The organism is Allosphingosinicella sp., from assembly GCF_059502505.1.
In genome coordinates, this window is sequence record NZ_JCACEU010000012.1 from 80944 (window position 1) to 100023 (window position 19080).

Sequence of the window (19080 nt, forward strand, 5' to 3'; positions counted from 1 at the left end):
CCCGGACGCGTGGCTTGAGCGATCTTCACGGCTAACCCTTTGATTTCCTGAGCCTGGCGCGGCGGCTCTGCCTATCCCCGCCTATGTATGTGCCCGTCATGTATTCGCAATAAGGCAGATTTTGGGCCGCAGCGCTAGACGAGGCGAAGTCGGCGCGCGATGCCGCCCAGCGCCTCGCGATCCGGGCGGTTCAGGCCGAAGCGCAGCGCCAGCCAGCTGGTCGCCGCCCAGAGCGCGAGAACGGAGCCGAAGCGAAGCGGGCCGCGGGTCACGCTCTCCGCCAGCGCCATCAGCGCGACGCCGGCAAGAGCGATCCCCAGGCCCTGGAAGAGCTTGTAGTCGAACGGCGAGAGTCGGTCCGACAGGCGCAGCTCCAGCGTTGCTGCATAAGCGATCAGCACGGTGGCGGCGGAGACCGCAATCGCCATGCCGAGGGCCTCCTGCTCGGGCACCAGCCAGATTGCGAGGGCGGCGCCGAGCGCAACGCCGATGACGCTGTTGAGGAGCGGGAGGAGGCGGTGGCCGGCCATCTCGACGATCGGCGTCGCAGGGCCGACGATCGCCTCGGCTGCGCGGGCGGCCACGAGCAGGGCGAGCAACGGCAGTGCCGCCTGCGCCTCCGGACGGTAGACGCTCAATATGTCGGTCCCGGCGAAGACGAGCAGGCCGGACAGCGGCACGACCAGAGCGGTCGAGACGCGCGCGGCGAAGCGGTAGAGGGGGCCCAGCTCGGCGCGGTCGACATGCGCCTGCGCGGAGGAGAGCGGCGCCATCACATATTGGAACGCCTGGCGGACGATCAGCGGCACGGTCGAGAGCTTGCGGGCGATCTCGAACAGACCGGCGGCGACCGCTCCCCTCGTGCCGGGCAGCATCAGGTTCAGCGCCACGGGCGGCGCGTCGATCAGCAGGCGGCGGGATAGGGTGGCGGGGAGGAGGGCGAGACCGGTCAGCAGCATCGTGCGGGGAAGCCCTGCGGGGAGGGGCGCGCGCAGGACCAGCCTCAGGTCGTAGTAACGGGCGAGAAGCGGCACGCAGAGCATAGCGGTGAGCGCGAGCGAGGAGAGATGCGCGGCCATCAGTCCGAGCGTGCCGGCTCCCACCGCGAAAAAGCCGAGCGCGAAGAGGATGCGGGCGATCTGCTCCCAGAAGATGCGCAGGCGGATCTCGGGACCGAAGGCGCGGCGGGCGCGGGCGGCGGAGGTCGCGACCTCGACGAACACCCACAAAGGCAGAGCGGGCGCGAACAGGGCGATGGCGGTGGCGAGGCTGTCGCGATCCTTGGGCGCGGCGGAGAAGAGCGGTGCGATCTCCCCGGCGAACATGGCGATCAGAGCGGCGGCGACCACGGACGGGACAAGAGCGAACAGCAAGGCGAGCTTGACGGCGGCATGGGCGCTCTCCTCTCTTTCGGCAGTGGGGACGACGCGCTGGAGAGCGGCGGTCATCGAGAGATCGACGATGTTCGAGAGCAGGTTGATGGCGCCCCAGAGCACCACATAGAGCCCGTAAGTGGCGAGGCCGAACAGCCAGATGAAGAGCGGCTGGGCGACGGCTTCGATCAGCGCGCCGAGGCGGGCGAGGCCTGCCAGTCCCGCCCCCCTCGCGACATCGCTGCGGCTGACCTTCACTCCTCGGTCCGGATCAGCACCGTTTCCCCGATGAGCAGGAAGAGCACGAATGGCGCCCACGCCGCGAGCAGGGGTGGATAGGCTCCGAAATTACCCATCGCGAGCGCGAAATTGTCTGCGACGAAATAGGCAAAGCCGAGCGCCATGCCGATGACCGCGCGCAGGAAGAGCTGGCCGGAGCGGGCGAGTCCGAACGCCGCGACGGCGGCCAGGAGCGGCATCAGTAGGGCCGACAGAGGGCCCGATATCTTGTGCCACAGACCGGCTTGAAGCGCCCCGGTGGGCCGCCCAGCGGCTTCCATCTGCGCGATCGAGTCCCTGAGCTGTGCAAAGTCCTGCTCGTCCGCGTCGACGTTGGCGAGGGTGAACTGGGTAGGATCGACGCCGAGACCGACGATGAGGCCGCTCGCCGCCTTTTCGGTGGTGCTGGCTACGTCGAACACTCTTGCGCCGTCGAGCAGCCAGCCCTCGCCGGCAGGCCGGGCAGTCTCGGCCTGGATCATCGTCTCGAGCGTGCCGCCGCTGCGGTCGTAGACGGTGACACCGCGCAGCCGTGTGCCCTGACCGCGGCCGGTGACCACCTTCGCGAAGATGAGGTCGTCCTCGTGCCGCACCCAGACATTGTTGGCGACGCCGCTTTCCGCCGGGACCGGGCCGTAATCGACCGCCTGCCACGAGGCGAGCCGCGCCGTCGCCTTGGTGACCACCGCTTCCTGAAAGACAAAGGAGGCCGCCGCGATAGCGAGGCTCGCGAGCACCAGCGGCGCGATGATCTGGTGGGCGGAAATGCCCGCCGCCTTCATGCTGACGATCTCGCTATTCTGGTTGAGCGTCGCCAGCGTGATCAAAGTCCCCAGCAGCACCGAAAAGGGCAGGAAGCGCGCGACGAGCTGCGGGATACGAAGACCGACATAAAGCCACAATTGGGCATCGCCATTGCCCTCGACGCGGAGGATCTTGCCGGATTCGCCGAGCAGGTCGAGCGTCATCAGCACGACCACGAGAGCGGCGAGCACGGCGAGGCTGCGCAGCACGAACAGCTTCGCCATGTACATGGCAATGCGCTTGGAGGGAAAGAAGTCGAGATTGACCATCAGGCGATCCCGGGCTCCCGCCGCCGGATGCGCAAGATGCGCCCGATCGTCTTGCCGCTCTTGGCGAAGGCGCGTTCCAGCGCGCCGATCGGCTGGCCGCCCGGCTTGTGCGCCAGCGTCCAGTACATCCACAGGATGATGCCGGCGAAGACGGCGAACGGCGTCCACAGCGCGAGGATCGGATCGAGCCGGTCCTGCGCCGCCATCTGCTCGGCATATTGGTTCACCTTATGATAGGTGACGACCATCACGATCGACAGGAAGATGCCGAGCCCCGACGTGCTGCGCTTGGGCGGCACCGCCAGCGCCACCGCCAGCAGGGGCATCAGCGCCATCATCGCGATCTCCACCATCCGGAAGTGGAAATTGGCGCGCACCGAATCGCGCAGCTTCTCGGGCGCCTGGTCCGATCGACCGAGCCGCATCAGCTCCGGCAGAGTGAATTCGTCATTACCGTCGCCGCGGCCGCGGAAGGACTCGATCGCCGGAAGATCGATCGGCAGATCCTGCTGCTCGAAGCTCAGCACGCGCGGCACCTTGTAGTTAGGTGCGTCGTGGACGAGGCGGCCCCGCATCAGCCTCAGCACGATCGTGTCCTCGTCCTCGGTGGCGAGGAAGGTGCCGAGGTCGGCGGTGGCGGCGACCGAGCGCCCATCGGCCGTCTCCGCACGCACGAACACGCCGTGCAGATGCCGCCCCTCGTCATCGCTGCGCTCGACCCGCAGGGTCATGCGCTGGCCGAGGCGGTTGAACTCGCCGACCTTGATCGAGGCGCCGAGCGCGCCGGAGCGCAATTCGAAGCGCAGCCCCTCATAAGCATAGCGCGCATAAGGGGAGACAAATCCGACGATGGCGAGGTTCAGCGCCATCAGCGCGATCGCATACATGTAAGGTACCCGCAGCAGGCGGCCATAGCCGAGGCCGACGCCGCGCAGGCTGTCCAGCTCGGAGCTGAGCGCCAGCTTCCGGAAGGCGAGCAGCACGCCGAGCAGCAGCCCGATCGGGATGCCGAGCGCCATATATTCCGGGATCATGTTGGCCAGCATCTGCCAGACGATGTTGACCGGTCCGCCCTCGCTGACGACGAAATCGAACAGGCGCAGCATCTTGTCGAGCAACAGCAGCATCGCCGCCAGCACCAGCGTCGCCACCAGCGGCACGAAGATCAGCCGGGCGAGATAGCGGTCGACACGGGTGACAATGTTCAAGTTTCGACGCCTCATGACCATATTTTGGCCGCAAGCATGGACCATCTGGGCGGCCATGGGGGCGTGAACATTCGCGCCCATGTCCGCGTCAGGACGTGGGTTTAGCTTCCAGGAGCAGAAACGTCATGTTGAAACTGATCGTGCCGACCGCAGCTGCCGCGCTGGCGCTCGTGGCGAGCGCCGCGCCCGCCCAGGCCGCGCTCGGCCCCGATGCGCCGTCCTGCCGCGACGGCGCCAACGATCCCGCCGTGCTGGTGAACGTCAACGGCTTCAAGGCGCCGACCGGGCGCGTGCGGGTGCAGATCTACGACAGCTCGAATTTCCTGGTGAAGGGCAAGAGGGTGCGCCGCATCGACCTGCCCGTCACCGGCCGCGGGCCGATGCAGGTCTGCGTCGCCTTGCCCAAGGCCGGAAATTACGCGGTCGCCGTGCGCCACGACGTCAACGGCAACAACAAGAGCAGCGATTGGAACGACGGGGGCGGCTTCTCGCGCAATCCCAAGCTGTCGCTCCTGAAGCTGAAGCCGAGCTACGATCAGGTCGCAATCCCGGTCGGCAACGGTGTCAAGCCGGTGAGCGTGACGCTCAACTATCGCAACGGCCTCAGCATCGGTCCGGCGAGCCGCAGCTAAGCATGGCCCGGGTCGCGCTCCTCTCCAATCCGCGATCGACCGGAAACAGATCGCTGCTTCCGAGGGTGAGGAGCTTTTGCGCCGAGCACAGGGACATCTTCCACTATGAGGTGGAGCATGTCGACCAGATCGGCCAGGCGCTGAAGACGATCGCCCGGGTGAAGCCCAAGGTGCTGGTGATCAACGGCGGCGACGGCACCGTCCAGGCGGCGCTGACCGAGCTCTACCATGGCGGCCATTTCGGCAAGAATCCGCCGCCGGTGGCGGTGCTGCCCAACGGCAAGACCAACCTCATCGCGCAGGATCTCGGCGCGGCCGGGGATCCGATGGCGGCGCTGGAGCGGGTGGTGGAGCTGGCCCGCACCGACATGGTGCCTCACATCGTCTCGCGCGAACTGATCTCGCTGTCTGACGGCAGCGTGGGCGGCAAAGCGGTGCTCGGCATGTTCCTCGGCGGGGCAGGGCTCGCCGACACGATCCTCTTCTGCCGCCACAAGATCTACCCGCTGGGCCTCCCGAACGGCTTCAGCCACGTGCTGACCGCTCTCGCTGCGGTCGTCTCGGTCTTCCTCGGCGTGACCGCGGCCTTCCTGCCGCCGCGGCCAACGCCGGTGAAGGTGTCGGTGCTGAAGCGCGGGCAGCATCAGGGCCGGTTCACCCTTCTGATGGTGACGACGCTGGAGCGCCTGCTCCTGAACAGTCATGTTCCTCAGGAAGGCGAACGGACGGGTGCGCTGCAATTAATCATGGTTGAGCGCACACCTATGGCGGTGGTGCGCGTGATCTACGGCGCAGTGCTCGGCAAGCTCGGCCGCCACAAGTTCACCGGCGTCCATCTCGAACGCGGCGACGAGATCCGGATCGAGGGCGAGCATTCGAACGTGATCCTGGACGGCGAGCTGTTCGAGGCCAAGACCGATCGGCCGATCGTGCTCAAGCCGACCGCGCCGGTGCCGTTCCTGAAGCTCGCCGCCTGAAGCGCGGCGCGCGCGCTTCGCCCGGCTCAATGGCCCACAAGCTCAGAGATCTTGTTGCCGCGGAGCTTGCCGTGCCGGTCGACCCCCGCGTGGCGGAGATGGCGGCAGCCATCGCCGCACGGTACGGCTCCGCTGCGCGTGCGGTGCTTTTCTACGGCTCCTGCCTTCGATCCAGCGAGCTCGAAGGGCAGATGCTGGACTTCTACCTGATCGTCTCCAGCTACCGCGCCGCTTATGGCAAGAGCTGGCTCGCGCCTGCCAATCGGCTCATCCCGCCGAACGTCTTTCCATTCGAGCATAGCGGCCTCGCCGCCAAATATGCGGTGCTGAGCGAGGCCGACTTCTTCCAGCTGAACGGGCCAAAGACCATGTCCGTCTCGGTATGGGCGCGTTTCGCGCAGCCTTCGCGGCTGGTCTGGCAAGCGGACGACCGGGCCGCGGCGGCCTGCGTCGTCTCCGTCGCCCAAGCCGCGCCGACGCTGCTCCGTGCGGCCCGGCCGATGCTCGACGACGGGGTCCGAGATCCTCTCCAGCTGTGGCGGGAGGCGTTCGCGCTCACCTACAAAGCAGAGCTGAGGGCGGAGCGGCGAGAGCGCGCGGCCTCGGTGGTCGACGCCGATGCGGACCGCTACCTCCGCTTCACTTCGCCTGCGCTGGAAGCGGCAGGGATCGGCGGTCTCGACACGGACGGCACCATGGTCCTCGCGCCGGTGAGCGAGCGGCACCGACAGGCGGCGGCGCGCCTCTGGGCGAGACGAAGGCGGTCGGGAAAGGCGTTGTCCGTCATTCGGCTCGCCAAGGCGAGCGGCACCTTCGCGGGCGGCATCGACTACATCGCCTGGAAGATAAACCGGCACGCCGGCACGGACATCGCGGTGAAGCCCTGGCAGCGGCGCTGGCCGCTGGTGGGCGCGCTTACTCTGCTGCCTCGCTTGCTGAAGCAGAAGGCGATCCGGTGAACTTTCGCGAGAGCGCCGTGGCAACCGCCTCGGCGAGCCCGGAGACGGTGAAGGGCTTTCGAAGCAGGTCATAGCCGGTGAGTTGCTCGGCCTCGCCCGCTTCGCCGGCGAAACCGGTCACGAACAAAACGGCGATATGCGGATGGCGCTCGGCGACCACGCGCACCAGCTCCGGGCCTGTCATTTCCGGCATCATCACGTCGGTGACGATCAGCTGGATCTCCGGCATCGCCGCGAGGATCGTCAGCGCTTCCCGGCCGCTCGCGCACGGGATGGGGTGGTAGCCGAGCTCGTCCAGCGAGCTCACGGTCGAACGGCTGACCCGCGGATCGTCCTCCACCACCAGGATGGAGGTTCCCTCATAGGCCCTCTCTGCGCGGTCCCAGGCTCCGCTCTGCCCCTTCCATCCTTCCCTCGCCGCCTCCGCCGCACGGTGCGACCGGGGCAGGTAGATCGACACGGTCGTGCCGACATCCACGGTTGACTGAATGCCGACGTCCCCGCCGGACTGGCGGGCGAAGCCGAAGATCTGGCTGAGCCCGAGCCCGGTCCCCTTGCCGACCGGCTTGGTGGTGAAGAAGGGCTCGAACACGCGATCGAGAATCTCAGGCGGGATGCCGCTGCCCGTGTCGGCGATGCTGATCCGGACATAGTCGCCAGGTTCCAGCTCTCCGCTCTGGATTGCGAGCGTGACATTCTCGACGGTGATGCCGACCTCGCCTTCGCCGTCCATCGCGTCGCGCGCATTGACGCAGAGGTTGAGGATCGCATTCTCGAGCTGGTTACTGTCCGCCCATACCGGCCAGGGCTCGTCCGGGAAGCGCGTCTGCAGGGTCATCCGCTCGCCGAGCGCCCGGTCGATCAGTTCCAGCATGCCCTCGACCAGATCGCCCGGCGCGATCGCCTGCGGCAGCAGCGCCTCTGATCGCGAGAAAGCGAGCAGGCGGCGGGTGAGGGCGGCGGCGCGCGTGGCGCCCTCCATCGCATTGTCGAGGTGGAATTCGACCTCCCGTTTGGGGCCGCGGAGCTTGCGCCTCGCAAGATCGAGCCCGCCGACGACCACCGCCAGCATGTTGTTGAAGTCATGCGCGATGCCGCCGGTCAGCTGGCCGACCGCCTCCATCTTCTGGACCTGGCGGAGCTGCGCCTCGGCCGCGGCGCGCTCGGCCGCCTCGTCGCGGAGCAGGTCGTTCGCCTCGCGAAGCTCGCGGGTGCGCGCCTCCACCGCCTGTTCGAGCGCAGCGGCGCGGTTGGCCTCACTCTCCGCCTCCTCGCGCGCGATCAGCCGCTCGGTGATCAGCCGGTAGGCGACGAGGCCGAGCACGATCGCGCCCATGCCGATCAGCACCCCGAACCAGCCGAGCCAATTGGTCAGCTTCGCAGCTCTCTCGTCGAACCGCTGGGTCCGGCTCATGCGCTGCCGCAGCTTCTCGCTCTCGACATCGGCAACCGCCTTCAGCGCTTCGCTTATCGCAGGGCCCGTCCCAGAGCGTGCGGCCTGATAGAATAGCGGAACCCCGCCGCTTTCCTGCTTGGCGACCGCACTCGATGCGGCGGCGGCGAATTCGAGTCCGCGCTGGTCGAACACGGTGCGAAGCTGCTCGATCCGCTTCACCTGGTCGGGATCGTGACGCAGCAGCAGCCGAAGCTGGCCGATCTGATAACGTGCCGACCGCCATTGGCTGGCATAGTCGCGGCCAGTCTCCAGATTTTCATCGAGCACGAAGCGGGCGAGGGAGCTCTCCGCCCGCGCCATGGTGGCATCCACCGTCCTGGTGCGCAGCACCACGTTGAAAGTGTGCCGCTCCCAGGCAAGGGCTTCGTCGCGCGCGCGATTGGACAAGGCGAGGAGCGAGACGAGGCCGACGAGCAAGACGGCGGCAACAATCGCGCCGACGCCGGCCCAGGCCCGCCACCACGATCCGGAGCCGGCCTCCGGTGCGGCGTCCATCTCTTCTCCCGCCATAGCGGAACGATACTAGAGGATGGCGCGACTCGTGGGAAGGCTTAGGGTTCCACCGCCCCGATCGGACCGTCGCGTCAGGCGATGCAGCCGGTCGCGTGGCCGGCAGCGGCGAACATGGCGAGGATCTGATCGACCTGCTCGCTGGTGTGATCGGCGCAGAGCGAGCAGCGCAGGAGATACATGCCGGCGGGCGTGGCCGGCGGGCGGGCCATGTTCACATAGACGCCCTGCTCCAGCAGGCCCTGCCACATGCGCACCGTGGTCTCCTGGTCGGGCAGCAGGATGGCGATGATCGCCGACTGCGCCTCGGGCGTCGCGATGTTGAAGCCGAGGACGCGCAGCCCCTTGTGGAGCTTGCGGCTATTCTCCCAGAGATGCGCCCGCTTGTTGCCCGAGTGCATCAGCTTGCGGATCGAGGTGGCTGCCGTCGCGACCACGGATGGCGGCAGCGACGCGGTGAAGACGTAGGGGCGGCAAACGAGGCGCAGCACCTCGAATTTCGGATGGCTGGAGACGATGAAGCCCCCGACCGTGCCGACCGATTTGGAGAAGGTGCCGATCACGAAATCGACATCGGCCTCGACCCCGGCTTCCTCGAATACGCCGCGGCCATTCTCTCCGAAAAATCCCATGCCGTGGGCTTCGTCGACCGCGATCATGGCGCCGTGGCGCCTGGCGACCGCCACCATCTCCTTCAGCGGCGCGATGTCGCCGAGCATCGAATAGACGCCTTCCAGCACAACCAGGCGGCCGCCCGTGGCGGGCAGACGACCGAGGCGCTTGTCGAGGTCCTCGACGCTGTTGTGGCGGAAGCGGACGATCTGGGCATTGCCGAGCGCGCAGCCGTCATAGATGGAGGCGTGGCTGTCCGCGTCGAGGATGATGTAATCCTCCTTGCCCGCGATCGTCGACATCAGCCCCAGATTGGCCTGGTAGCCGGTCGAGAAGACCATCGCGAACTTGGTGCCGTAAAACTCCTTCAGCGCTTCCTCGCACTCCCGGTGCCCCTGATAGGTGCCGTTGAGCACGCGGCTGCCAGTCGTCCCGGAGCCATAGGCGTCGAGCGCATCCTTGCCGGCCTGGACGACGTCCGGATCGAAGGTCATGCCCATATAATTGTAGGTGCCGAGCAGGATCGTCTCCCTGCCCTTGATGATCGCCTGCGTCGGCGAGAGCACCTTTTCCATCACCACCGCGAACGGATCGCGCACGCCGGTGGCGAGCAGGTCCTCGCGCTCCTGGATCAGCGCGTCGAATTTGCTGAACAGGTCGCGTCCGTGCGACGGCGCGATCGCAGTTTCCTCGGCCGGGTCGTTCGGGGTGCGTGCGGCCTCGGTCATTCGCCGCCGTTCCTCAGCTCCTCGACCGCGTCGACGAGCTGGCCGACCGTCTCGATCTCGGCCTGCATGTTCATGGTGATGAGGATGTCGAACTCGTCCTCCACCGACGCGACGAAGTCCATCACGATCAGGCTGTCCCATTCGAGGTCGCCGGCGAAGCTGGTCTCCTCCTTCAGCTCGATGTCCTTCTTGTTGAAGGGCTCGATCAGCTCGGCCACCTTGGCGAAGGTCTCTTCTCTGTCGGTCATGCCGGCCCTTTATGGTTCCGGTCCGCCTCTGCCAAGCGAATAGGGCGACAAAGCGGCCGTGGGGCGGCGCCCTCACAGGCTCACCCCATGCTCCTCGACGCGCTCGGGACATGCTTGGCAAGGCGGGGCCGTCATGCAATTGTCACGGCTTCGAAGGGGGGCTTCGACTTGGCCGATCAAATGCCTGACAAACCGCCGTTTCCGGCGAACGCGATCCATCTCGTCAGGACCGCGCAGCAGATCCACGTCCAGCTCTCCGCCATGGCGGATCACAAGGCGAGCATCCTGATGGGCGCGACGTTCGTGATCTTCACGATCACGATCGGCCAGGCGCGGACGTCGGCAGCGCCGATCCCGTTGCTGATCCTCGGTGCCGCGGCCTTCTTCTCCGCGGTGTTCGCGGTGCTGGCGATCCTGCCGGCCACCCACTACCGGCGCAGCGGCACGATCAACCTCCTCTTCTTCGGATCGTTCACCCAGCTTCAGGAGGAGGATTATCTCGACCAGCTCGTCGCACGGCTGCAGCAGGAAGAAGAAATCTACCGCACGATGGCGCGCGATATATTCCAGAATGGCGTCGTGCTGGAGCGCAAGAAATACCGGCTGCTCGGCTATGCCTATCGCATCTTCCTCGCCGGCCTGACGCTCAGCTTCGTGTCGTTCCTGGTCCAGTTCCTGGTCTGGTATACCTAAAGCCAGCCTTGCTTCTGATACCATTCCGCCGTCGCCTTGAGGCCGGTGGGCGTCCTCACCTGCGGCTGCCATAGATCGGCCGGCGGGCGCCGCTCGGCACGAGCGACCCAGTCGGGATGGCAGAAATAGCTGACCCGGTCCGCGGTCAGCTTTGCCCCGCCGCGGCGAAACAGTCGGTCGAGCCGCGCGGCGCCCTTCAGCACCAGCCGGGGCATCGCCAAGGTCGTCGCCCTCTTGCCGAACAGGCGGCCGAGCGTGCGGGCGAAGTGGCGGTGGTCCCAGCCTCCTTCGCGGCCGTCGTCCGGCTCGTAGATGGCACCGATGCTCCCTGGCGCATCAAGAAGCCCGAGGACCAGCCGGCACAGATCCTCGACATGAATGACCGAGAAGCGGCCGCGGGGCGGCAGGGCAACCAGGCCGCGCTTCGCCATCTTGAACAGCTCAAGCGTTTCGCGGTCGCCGGGCCCGAACACGGCCGGCGGGCGGATGATGGTCCAGTCCAGCGACGAAGCCGCGACGATCCGCTCCGCTTCGCATTTCGACCAGCCATATTGCGAGAGGTCCGGCTCGCGCGCGGCGAGCGAAGAGATGTGTATGAAACGCCGCGAGCCGACGCTCTGAGCGGCTTCGATCATGTTGGCAGTGCCGCCGGCATTCACCGCCTCGAATTCGGCGCGGCTGCCGCTGATGAGGCCGGCGATGTGGACGACAGCTCCGGCGCCTTCCGCGAGGCGGGCAAGGCTGTCGGGCCGGTCGAGCGCGCCGTGGATCCAGACGATGCCCTTTTCGGCAGCGCGGGGCGTGCGAGTAAGTGCCCGGACCGAATAGCCGGCCTCTAGCGCTAGGCGGAGCAGATGCTCGCCGACGAAGCCGGTGCCGCCGGTCACCGCGATCGTCATCCTCTCGCCGGTCACAGCGGCGACCAGTCCTTCTTCTGCGGTTGCTCCTCCTCCATCTCGCCGAGGTGCCGGAGGATCGCGTCGAGCACCGCGGAAGTGCCCTCGCCGGTGGCGCCGGAGACGCGGAGGGGAGGGGTGCCGCTGGCTTCCTCAAGCTCAGCCGCGAGCGCGTCGAGCAGCTCCTCGTCGAGCGTGTCCGCCTTGTTGAGCGCCACGACCTCCGGTTTGTCGGTGAGGCCGGCGCCATAAGCGTCGAGCTCGCCGCGCACCGTCAGATAGGCTTCGGCGACGTCCTCGGCATTGGCGTCGATCAGGTGGAGCAGCACCTTGGTGCGCTCGACATGGCCGAGGAAGCGGTCGCCGATGCCGGCGCCCTCGGCCGCGCCCTCGATCAGGCCGGGGATGTCGGCCATGACGAACTCGCGCCCCTTATGCTGGACGACGCCGAGCTGCGGGTGGAGGGTCGTGAAGGGGTAGGCGCCGACCTTGGCGTGGGCATTCGTGACCTGGTTGAGGAAGGTCGATTTGCCGGCGTTTGGCAGGCCGACCAGTCCCGCATCGGCCAGCAGTTTGAGGCGCAGCCAGACCCACATCTCCTCGCCCGGCCAGCCGGTGCCATGCTGGCGCGGGGCGCGGTTGGTGGCGGTCTTGTAGCTGGCATTGCCGCGGCCGCCGTCGCCGCCGCGCAGGAACACGCGGCGCTCTCCCGCCTTGGTGAAGTCCGCCAGCACATGCTCCTTGTCCTCGGACAGGATCTGGGTCCCGACCGGCACTTTGATGACGAGATCGTCCCCGCCGCCGCCGGTCATGTTCTGGCCGGCGCCGCCCTTGCCGCGGGGCGCCTTGAAATGCTGGGTGTAGCGAAAGTCGATCAGGGTGTTGAGGCCGGCGGTCGCCTCGAACACGATGTCGCCGCCCTTGCCGCCATTGCCGCCGTCCGGGCCGCCATATTCGATGAACTTCTCGCGCCGGAAGCTCACCGCGCCGGGGCCGCCGGAGCCCGAGCGGAGATAGATCTTTGCCTGGTCGAGAAAATGCATGGCCGCGACTTAGGGGCCGCGGACCGCCTTCGCTAGCCCACGCGTGATCTCAGCGCTTCGCCCAGGCGACGGCGGGCGCCATCCATTCCCGCAAGGGACGATAGACCACGCCGTGGCCGAGCCCGGTCTCCAGCCGCACCTCGGAGAAGGTCCTTACTTCCGGCGAGCGGTCGACCAGCGGCTGGCATGTGCCGCCGATCTCGTCCGACGCTTCGTAGAGGGACAGCACTTCCCCGGTCAGGTGCGGGTCGATCTCGCGGATCAGCCACGGGTTGCAATTGGCGATCAGCACGTAGCGAACCTGCGGCTGCCTGAGGCGGGTCGAGACCAGGGAGGCGATCACCGATCCCTTCGAAGCGCCCGCAATGGTGATGCGCGACGGCGGCACACCCGCTGCGATGCGCGCCTGAACGTCCGCGACGACCCTGTCCGCATAGGTGGATGGATCGGTGTCCTTCGGCCGGACTTCGCTGACGACCGTCAGCCCCGCTTGTTCGAGCGCCGAGATGATGCCGGGATAATCATAGGCGCCCCAGCGTGGGCTGATGCCGCGCGGGCCGAGATCCTCGACGATCTTGCCGTGCAGATAGTAGAAGTAGCGGGCATCGGGCTGCTCCTTGGCCGGAGGCGCCGCTGCGCAGGAGGCGAGGGCCAGCAGAGCGGCGAGGAGCCCGAGCCCGATCATGCCTCGCGCCGACTCGCAGGCGTGAGGAGCAGGGTCGCGATCTCCCGCGCGCGCTCGCGCGGCAGGCCGAGCGCGCCGGCCATCGGGGCGCCGAGCAGCGAATCGCCGAGCGCCATCAGGACGAGTCCGAGCGTGTGATCGTGCACCGGCCGATCCTCATGTCCCTGGCCGAGCTGGTCGACCAGATTGTGGATGGCGTCGAGCACCGGGTTGAGCGCCTCGCGGTCGCCCGACAGGATCATCCAAGCGGCGAGGGCGCCGGCGCCCTCCCGGTCGAAGGCGTCGAAGGTGCGGTCGACGATGTCGCGCGGGTCGGCTTCGCCTTTGCGCTCGCGTTCGACGACGCGCGCGATCTCGCCCGTCACGCGGTCGCTGATCATCCGCGCAAGCTCCGACTGCAGCCCGGCCGCCGATCCGAAATGGTGGAGCAGGTTCGCATGGGTCTTGCCGATCCGCCCCGCCACCGCCTTCAGCGTCACCGCCTGCGGTCCGTCCTCGAGCAGCAAGGTGCGCGCCGCCTCGAGGGCCAGCGAACGGCTTTCCTCGGGGCTCAGGCGTTCGCGACCTATTGACATGAATGTAAGTATTCGTCACTGCTCATCCTGCAGGAGATACAGATATGGCGCGTGAAGTCACACCCTCCGACCTTACGATCACGCCGCGTGACCGCCGCTTCGGCCGCGGCAGCAAGACCGACCGCTGGTGGAATGGCGGCGATCCGGTCGCGACCGCGCTCTACAATGCGCTCTCCGCCACCTTTCCGAAGGGCGAGGCCTTTTTCGTCGAGAGCGTGCGCAAGTTCCGCGACGACGCGCCGCCCAAGCTCGCCGCGGAGATCAGGGCGTTCACCACCCAGGAGGTGATGCACAGCCGCGAGCATGTTGCCTTCAACAAGCGCGCGCATGAGGCGGGTTACGATCTGAAGCCGCTCGAGGATCGCGTCGACTGGCGGCTCGAGTTCGTGCGGTCGAAGCCGCCCATTGCTAGCCTCGCGGCAACTATGGCGCTGGAGCATTTCACCGCCATCCTCGCGCACGAGCTGTTAGACGATCCGCGCCATCTCGAGGCTTGTGACCCGGAGAGCGCCGCCCTCTGGCGCTGGCATGCGATCGAGGAGATTGAGCATAAGGGCGTCGCCTACGACACCTGGCTCCACGCCACCCGCCACTGGCCGCGCTTCAAGCGCTGGAGCGTCAAGGCCAAGGTGATGATGCTCGTCACCCGCAACTTCCTGGTCGACAGGACGATCGGTGCGCTCGAGCTGCTCAGACAGGACGGGCTCACCGGGCCCCGCATCTGGGCGCGGCTCTTCTGGTTCGCGTTCGGCAGTCCCGGCATGATGCGCAAGGTGTTCGCTGCCTGGGCCAGCTTCTTCATGCCCGGCTTCCACCCATGGAACCATGACGATCGCGCGTTGATCGCAGACGCTGAGAGGAGCCTCGGCGCGGCCGTGCCGGCTCAGGCCTGAGGAAGATCGGCCTCCGGCGGTTGCTCGTCGCGGACGGGCGAGAATTCGATCAGCAGCACGCATCCGACCCAGATGGCGAGGGTTGCCGCGAGCCGGTTGAAATCGTCGGCAGCCATGCCCTCGGGACGCTGGCCCGGCAGCAGGAAGATCGCCGCGAACAGTGCGACGTACAAGGCGAGAAGCCTCAGAGCATGGCGGCGGTCGTTCGAGGTTGAGATGATGCGGATCGTCATCACCGTGCCTGCCAGGACCAAGATCATCATCACGTAATCCGACAGCGCCACGCCCTCCAGCGTGCCAAGATTGGCGCCGAGCAGCGCGCCGAAGAACAGGTTCATACCGTCGAGGCTGCCGGCCTTGCCGCCTGCCGTGTTCCTGAACAGTCTTTTCATCCATCCCTCCCGCCGCAGCTATAATCCGCCGCGGGGGAAGGGGACAGCCCGGTCAGGCGGCCATCATCTCCAGCGCCGACGGCGCAACATCAGCCTCCGCAGGTTCGGTGAGGTCGAGCTCGAACAGCTTGCAACGCGCGATCGCGTTCCGGCCGGCACTGTAGCGTGACGCCGTGCGGCCGATCGAACGGAAGCCGAGCTTCTCCAGCACGCGGCCCGAAGCCGGATTGTCGAGGAAATGGCCGGCGTGCAGCTTCGGCAGGCGCAACGCCTTGCGAGCGATCTCGGTCGCCGCCCGACCCGCCTCCGTCGCATAGCCGCGTCCCCAATGGCTGCGTGCGATCCAATAGCCGAATTCGAGCGCCCCATCGGGCCGGCGACCGAAGCCGATCGTGCCGATCAGCTCAGGGTCAGCCTCGCTACGGCGGAAGATCAGCATCGAGGCTTCGTGCGGCTTGCGCGCGGTGGCGAGGAAGGCACTGGCATCCTCCGGCCGGTAGGGCCAGGGCGCGCTGGCGAGGTTCCGAACGATCCCCTCGTCGGCGATCGCGTTGAACAGGGCAGGGGCGTCTTCGGCCCAGCCCGGTCTCAAGAGCAGTCTTTCCGTCCTCGCGAACATTTCCGTCTCTCCCCTTCCGAGCCGGCCCATGCCCAAAGCGGGTTACGGACCGGCGACAAACACGTGAGGGAGAAATGAAAAAAGGGAGGAGGGGGGCTGCCCCTTCTCCCTCGAACGGTTCCGTCGTGTGAACCTTGGGGCCGCCCCTTTGAGGGACAGCCCGTTATCGGCCGTCCCTTATTCCGCCGCTTCGGTAATCGGCATGTCTACACACACGAATTTGCGGCCGAGCTTGCCGTCCTTAAACGCGACGCGGCCGCCCTCGAGCGCGAACAGGGTATGGTCCTTGCCCATGCCGACGCCGGAGCCCGGATAATATTTGGTGCCGCGCTGACGCACGATGATGTTGCCCGGAACGACGATCTCGCCGCCGAACTTCTTGACGCCAAGGCGCTTGCTCTCGGAGTCGCGGCCGTTGCGGGACGAGCCGCCTGCTTTCTTATGTGCCATCGTTCAGTACCTGATCTCTTATTCGCTGTCGTTCTTAGCAGAGACGGGGCTGTCCGTCATCTCGCTTTCGGCGCCCTCGACCTTGAGGGGAGCCTGCGGCTTGGCGTCGGCCTTCTTGGCGCGCGGCTTCTTGGCCGGAGCCTCGGCGGCCGGAGCCGTGTCGGCCTGCGGCTGCTCGGCCGCGGCGACGGGAGTCTCGTCGGCCGGCTTCGGGGCCTTGGCGGCCTTCTTCGGCTTCTCGGCCGGCTGGTCGCCGATCGCGGTGATGCGCAGGATCGTGTGCTGCTGGCGGTGGCCGTTCTTGCGGCGATAATTGTGCCGGCGGCGCTTCTTGAAGACGATCACCTTCTCGCCCTTGGCCTGGGCGATGATCTCCGCGGAGACGGTGAGGCCGTCGGTGGAGCGCAGCTCCGAGCCTTCGCCCGCGAGCAGCACGTCGCCGAGCTGAATGGTCTGACCCGCCTCGCCGGCGAGCTTCTCGACTACGATCTTGTCTCCGGCGGCGACGCGATATTGCTTGCCGCCCGTGCGCACGACTGCGAACATGGCTCTTTCCATTACTTTCAAAGCTGTCCGCGCAAGGCAGTGGCCGCGGCCGACCCCGCGCGGGAAACCGGGCTGCTACATAAGGGCAGCGACCCTGTCAACCAAGGCTAATGGCGATGCTCGCGCCTCAGCCGATAGCGGCCGTCCTCATAGGCGCTGAAGATGCCATCGATCGCCGGATGGTCGACCGGCTCGCCCTCCTCGTCCGGCAGCAGATTCTGCTGGCTGACATAGGCGACGTAGCTGCTGTCGGAATTTTCGGCCAGCAGGTGGTAGAAGGGCTGGTCCTTGGGCGGGCGGATCTCCTCCGGGATCGCCTGATACCATTCCTCGCTGTTGGCGAAGACGGGATCGACGTCGAAGATGACGCCGCGAAACTCGAAGATGCGATGGCGAACAATATCGCCGATCGAGAAATGAGCGTGCGCGACGGGCGGCGCGGTCACGGGCGCGATATCGGTGGCAAGGGTGTCGTGTCTCGGCATGTTGCACTCAATTTAGGCGATAACGCCCGACACGCAAGGACGGGTGCGTCGGCGTCTCTCGGCGGCTCAGCACATGCCCTTCGACGTGCTCAGGACATGCTTGGCAAGGCCTCCGCCATCGTCTAGAGCGCGCCGCTCAACGACCCCCGGGCCGTCCCTCGCGGCCGCCCGACCTCGTGCGGAGAGGTGGCAGAGTGGTCGAATGCGGCGGTCTCGAAAACCGTTGTGCGGGCAACCGTACCGAGGGTTCGAATCCCTCCCTCTCCGCCACTTCTGCTTCGACAATATTCACCTGCTGCCAGCGTCATCCGCTTTCCTGACGCGAGCGCCGCGTTCCTCCACGATCGGCTGGCGGTCCGCGGTCGTGACGCTCAAGCCCCGCGCGTCGACCGTGGCGTGGCGGACGAGAAGCCCACGCTTGGAACTGACCTCGACATCCGTGAACGTAAGCCCATCGATGCTCCGCTCCGGCAGGCCGACGACGATTCCGGCGCGGTCGGCGCCGGTGGCGCGGAGGCCTTCGACGCGGACGTTGCGGATCCAGGGCGTGGCGTTCGGCTTGTACGGCTGCGCTGGGTCGGCATCGCTGGGGTAGATCTGGTGGCCGAGGATGAAACCGCCCTCGCGGGCGAGTTGGCTCGCGACCGCGGTCTCGTCATAGCCGGCGCCCGTATAGTAGCCGGAGAACACCATCGGCGTTTCGACATCGGTCATCCGGTTGTTGCGGAAGACGATGTCCTGGACGATGCCGCCGCGCTCGCGTGGCGTCTTGATGCGGATGCCGTACATCGACCCGATGAGCTCGTTATCCTCGATGAGTACGTTGCGGACGCCGCCGATCGTCTCGCTGCCGATGGAGATGCCGCGACCGGCGAGACCTTTGTTGCCGCGGATGACGATGTTCTCGACGGCGGCATCCGGGCGGGCGGGGTTCACCTTTAGCGACTTGATCGCGACCACATCGTCGCCGACGTCGAAGTGGTTATTGGTGATGAGCATGTCGCGGGTGTCGATCGGGTCGATCGCATCGGTGTTCGGCGAATGGGCGAGGGCGACGAAGCTCATACCGTTGACGGTCACGCCCTCCGAATCCTTCACCACCAGATGGAAGCTCGGTGAGTTCCAGAGGCCGATGCCGTCGAACAGCAGGTTGCGGCTGCGCGCGGCGTGGACGAGGCGCGGCCGGTTGGTGCCGCCGCCGCGCTTGTTCGCCCGCGCCTGCTCGCGCCAGCGCTCCCACCAGCTCGCGCCCTGGCCGTCGATCCGCCCGCTGCCGGTGATCGCGACGTTGCTGGCGTCGGCGATGTTGACGAGGGCGATCCAGTCGACGTTCGTCACGTAGACCTTCGTCGCCTCGGTGACCTTGTACGGCTGCGGGTCGTCGACGCCGACCACCTCTGAATAAGGTGCGAGATGCAGCCGAATGTTAGACTTCAGGAAGATTGGGGCGATGAGATATTCGCCGCGGGGCACCAGAACGGTGCCGCCGCCTTGTCCGGCACAAGCGTCGATCGCCCGCTGGAACGCCTCAGTGTCCGGGAACACTCGCGTGCCCTTCGCGCCGTAGCGGGTGACGTCGCAGGTGCGCTCCGGAAAGGAAACTTCGGCTCTTGCGTCAGCGGCTCCGGTCTTCAATCCCAGCATCAGCAGGATCGCCCCGACTGTTGCGGCTGAACGACAACATCCCATTTCATCCCTCTTGCGGTGACACCGGTTTCCCGCTTACTCTGACACCGGTAGCAGTGAAG

The 19080-nt window shown here is 66.8% G+C and carries 20 protein-coding genes, 1 tRNA gene and 1 pseudogene; 6 read left to right on the forward strand and 16 right to left on the reverse strand.

Features of this window, described 5'->3' with window-relative positions; genetic code table 11:
• Positions 1–134 precede the first annotated feature (134 nt).
• From AC5JBD_RS00915 to lptF, 3 genes are read right to left on the reverse strand one after another with little or no spacing between them, the layout of a single operon-like run.
• Entirely contained in the window at positions 135–1631 is a 1497-nt protein-coding gene (locus tag AC5JBD_RS00915) for a lipopolysaccharide biosynthesis protein (RefSeq protein WP_495719874.1), read from the reverse strand.
• Complete coding sequence (lptG, locus tag AC5JBD_RS00920) at positions 1628–2725, reverse strand: LPS export ABC transporter permease LptG (RefSeq protein ID WP_495719875.1); 1098 nt, start codon at positions 2723–2725, stop codon at positions 1628–1630. Before lptG ends, AC5JBD_RS00915 begins: the two co-directional genes overlap by 4 nt.
• Positions 2725–3927 carry an LPS export ABC transporter permease LptF gene (gene lptF, locus AC5JBD_RS00925; RefSeq protein WP_495719950.1) on the reverse strand — a complete coding sequence of 401 codons (1203 nt, stop codon included), beginning with the start codon at positions 3925–3927 and terminating at the stop codon, positions 2725–2727. Before lptF ends, lptG begins: the two co-directional genes overlap by 1 nt.
• Positions 3928–4058: 131 nt before the next feature.
• On the opposite strand from lptF, the gene AC5JBD_RS00930 reads away from it, so the two are divergent.
• From AC5JBD_RS00930 to AC5JBD_RS00940, 3 genes are read left to right on the forward strand one after another with little or no spacing between them, the layout of a single operon-like run.
• Positions 4059–4565 (forward strand): DUF2141 domain-containing protein, encoded by a 507-nt coding sequence (locus AC5JBD_RS00930; RefSeq protein WP_495719876.1) that lies wholly within the window; start codon positions 4059–4061, stop codon positions 4563–4565.
• Between the two features lie 2 nt (positions 4566–4567).
• Positions 4568–5542, forward strand: coding sequence for a diacylglycerol/lipid kinase family protein (locus AC5JBD_RS00935; RefSeq protein WP_495719877.1), 975 nt, complete (start codon positions 4568–4570; stop codon positions 5540–5542).
• Positions 5543–5571: 29 nt separating this feature from the next.
• Complete coding sequence (locus AC5JBD_RS00940) at positions 5572–6501, forward strand: hypothetical protein (protein WP_495719878.1); 930 nt, start codon at positions 5572–5574, stop codon at positions 6499–6501.
• Here AC5JBD_RS00940 and AC5JBD_RS00945 read toward each other — a convergent pair.
• From AC5JBD_RS00945 to AC5JBD_RS00955, 3 genes are all read right to left on the reverse strand, one after another.
• Complete coding sequence (locus tag AC5JBD_RS00945) at positions 6458–8452, reverse strand: ATP-binding protein (protein WP_495719879.1); 1995 nt, start codon at positions 8450–8452, stop codon at positions 6458–6460. The genes AC5JBD_RS00940 and AC5JBD_RS00945 overlap by 44 nt on opposite strands.
• Positions 8453–8541: 89 nt before the next feature.
• Complete coding sequence (gene spt, locus AC5JBD_RS00950) at positions 8542–9807, reverse strand: serine palmitoyltransferase (RefSeq protein ID WP_495719880.1); 1266 nt, start codon at positions 9805–9807, stop codon at positions 8542–8544.
• Complete coding sequence (locus AC5JBD_RS00955; protein WP_495719881.1) at positions 9804–10055, reverse strand: acyl carrier protein; 252 nt, start codon at positions 10053–10055, stop codon at positions 9804–9806. The genes spt and AC5JBD_RS00955 overlap by 4 nt, the downstream gene beginning before the upstream one ends.
• 180 nt (positions 10056–10235) lie before the next feature.
• On the opposite strand from AC5JBD_RS00955, the gene AC5JBD_RS00960 reads away from it, so the two are divergent.
• Positions 10236–10748 carry a Pycsar system effector family protein gene (locus tag AC5JBD_RS00960; RefSeq protein ID WP_495719882.1) on the forward strand — a complete coding sequence of 171 codons (513 nt, stop codon included), beginning with the start codon at positions 10236–10238 and terminating at the stop codon, positions 10746–10748.
• On the opposite strand, the gene AC5JBD_RS00965 is transcribed toward AC5JBD_RS00960, so the two are convergent.
• Genes AC5JBD_RS00965 through AC5JBD_RS00980 form a run of 4 tightly spaced genes read right to left on the reverse strand, consistent with a single transcriptional unit; the run spans position 10745 to position 13947 of the window.
• Positions 10745–11647, reverse strand: coding sequence for an NAD-dependent epimerase/dehydratase family protein (locus AC5JBD_RS00965; protein ID WP_495719951.1), 903 nt, complete (start codon positions 11645–11647; stop codon positions 10745–10747). The genes AC5JBD_RS00960 and AC5JBD_RS00965 overlap by 4 nt on opposite strands.
• 11 nt (positions 11648–11658) lie before the next feature.
• The gene (obgE, locus tag AC5JBD_RS00970; RefSeq protein WP_495719883.1) at positions 11659–12687 is read right to left on the reverse strand and encodes a GTPase ObgE; all 1029 of its coding nucleotides are present in this window, start codon (positions 12685–12687) and stop codon (positions 11659–11661) included.
• 49 nt (positions 12688–12736) lie between these two features.
• Positions 12737–13372: a hypothetical protein gene (locus tag AC5JBD_RS00975; protein WP_495719884.1), complete on the reverse strand. Its 636-nt coding sequence runs from the start codon at positions 13370–13372 to the stop codon at positions 12737–12739.
• Entirely contained in the window at positions 13369–13947 is a 579-nt protein-coding gene (locus AC5JBD_RS00980) for a TetR family transcriptional regulator (protein WP_495719885.1), read from the reverse strand. The genes AC5JBD_RS00975 and AC5JBD_RS00980 overlap by 4 nt, the downstream gene beginning before the upstream one ends.
• 44 nt (positions 13948–13991) lie before the next feature.
• On the opposite strand from AC5JBD_RS00980, the gene AC5JBD_RS00985 reads away from it, so the two are divergent.
• Positions 13992–14840: a metal-dependent hydrolase gene (locus AC5JBD_RS00985; protein WP_495719886.1), complete on the forward strand. Its 849-nt coding sequence runs from the start codon at positions 13992–13994 to the stop codon at positions 14838–14840.
• Here the strand turns inward: AC5JBD_RS00985 and AC5JBD_RS00990 are convergent.
• From AC5JBD_RS00990 to hspQ, 5 genes and pseudogenes are all read right to left on the reverse strand, one after another.
• Entirely contained in the window at positions 14831–15232 is a 402-nt protein-coding gene (locus AC5JBD_RS00990) for a hypothetical protein (RefSeq protein WP_495719887.1), read from the reverse strand. The genes AC5JBD_RS00985 and AC5JBD_RS00990 overlap by 10 nt on opposite strands.
• Before the next feature lie 52 nt (positions 15233–15284).
• Positions 15285–15851: a GNAT family N-acetyltransferase gene (locus AC5JBD_RS00995; RefSeq protein ID WP_495719888.1), complete on the reverse strand. Its 567-nt coding sequence runs from the start codon at positions 15849–15851 to the stop codon at positions 15285–15287.
• A gap of 177 nt (positions 15852–16028) precedes the next feature.
• A complete protein-coding gene (gene rpmA, locus AC5JBD_RS01000) occupies positions 16029–16301 on the reverse strand; it encodes a 50S ribosomal protein L27 (protein ID WP_495719889.1) in 273 nt (90 codons plus the stop codon).
• A gap of 174 nt (positions 16302–16475) precedes the next feature.
• Positions 16476–16847, reverse strand: a pseudogene (gene rplU / locus AC5JBD_RS01005) (50S ribosomal protein L21); the annotation flags it as partial.
• A 107-nt stretch (positions 16848–16954) separates the two neighbouring features.
• A complete protein-coding gene (gene hspQ, locus AC5JBD_RS01010; protein WP_495719890.1) occupies positions 16955–17332 on the reverse strand; it encodes a heat shock protein HspQ in 378 nt (125 codons plus the stop codon).
• 180 nt (positions 17333–17512) lie between these two features.
• Here hspQ and AC5JBD_RS01015 point away from each other — a divergent pair.
• Positions 17513–17602: transfer RNA gene (locus tag AC5JBD_RS01015), tRNA-Ser, on the forward strand.
• Positions 17603–17620: 18 nt separating this feature from the next.
• Here AC5JBD_RS01015 and AC5JBD_RS01020 read toward each other — a convergent pair.
• Positions 17621–18976 (reverse strand): glycoside hydrolase family 28 protein, encoded by a 1356-nt coding sequence (locus AC5JBD_RS01020; RefSeq protein ID WP_495719891.1) that lies wholly within the window; start codon positions 18974–18976, stop codon positions 17621–17623.
• Positions 18977–19080: the final 104 nt, after the last annotated feature.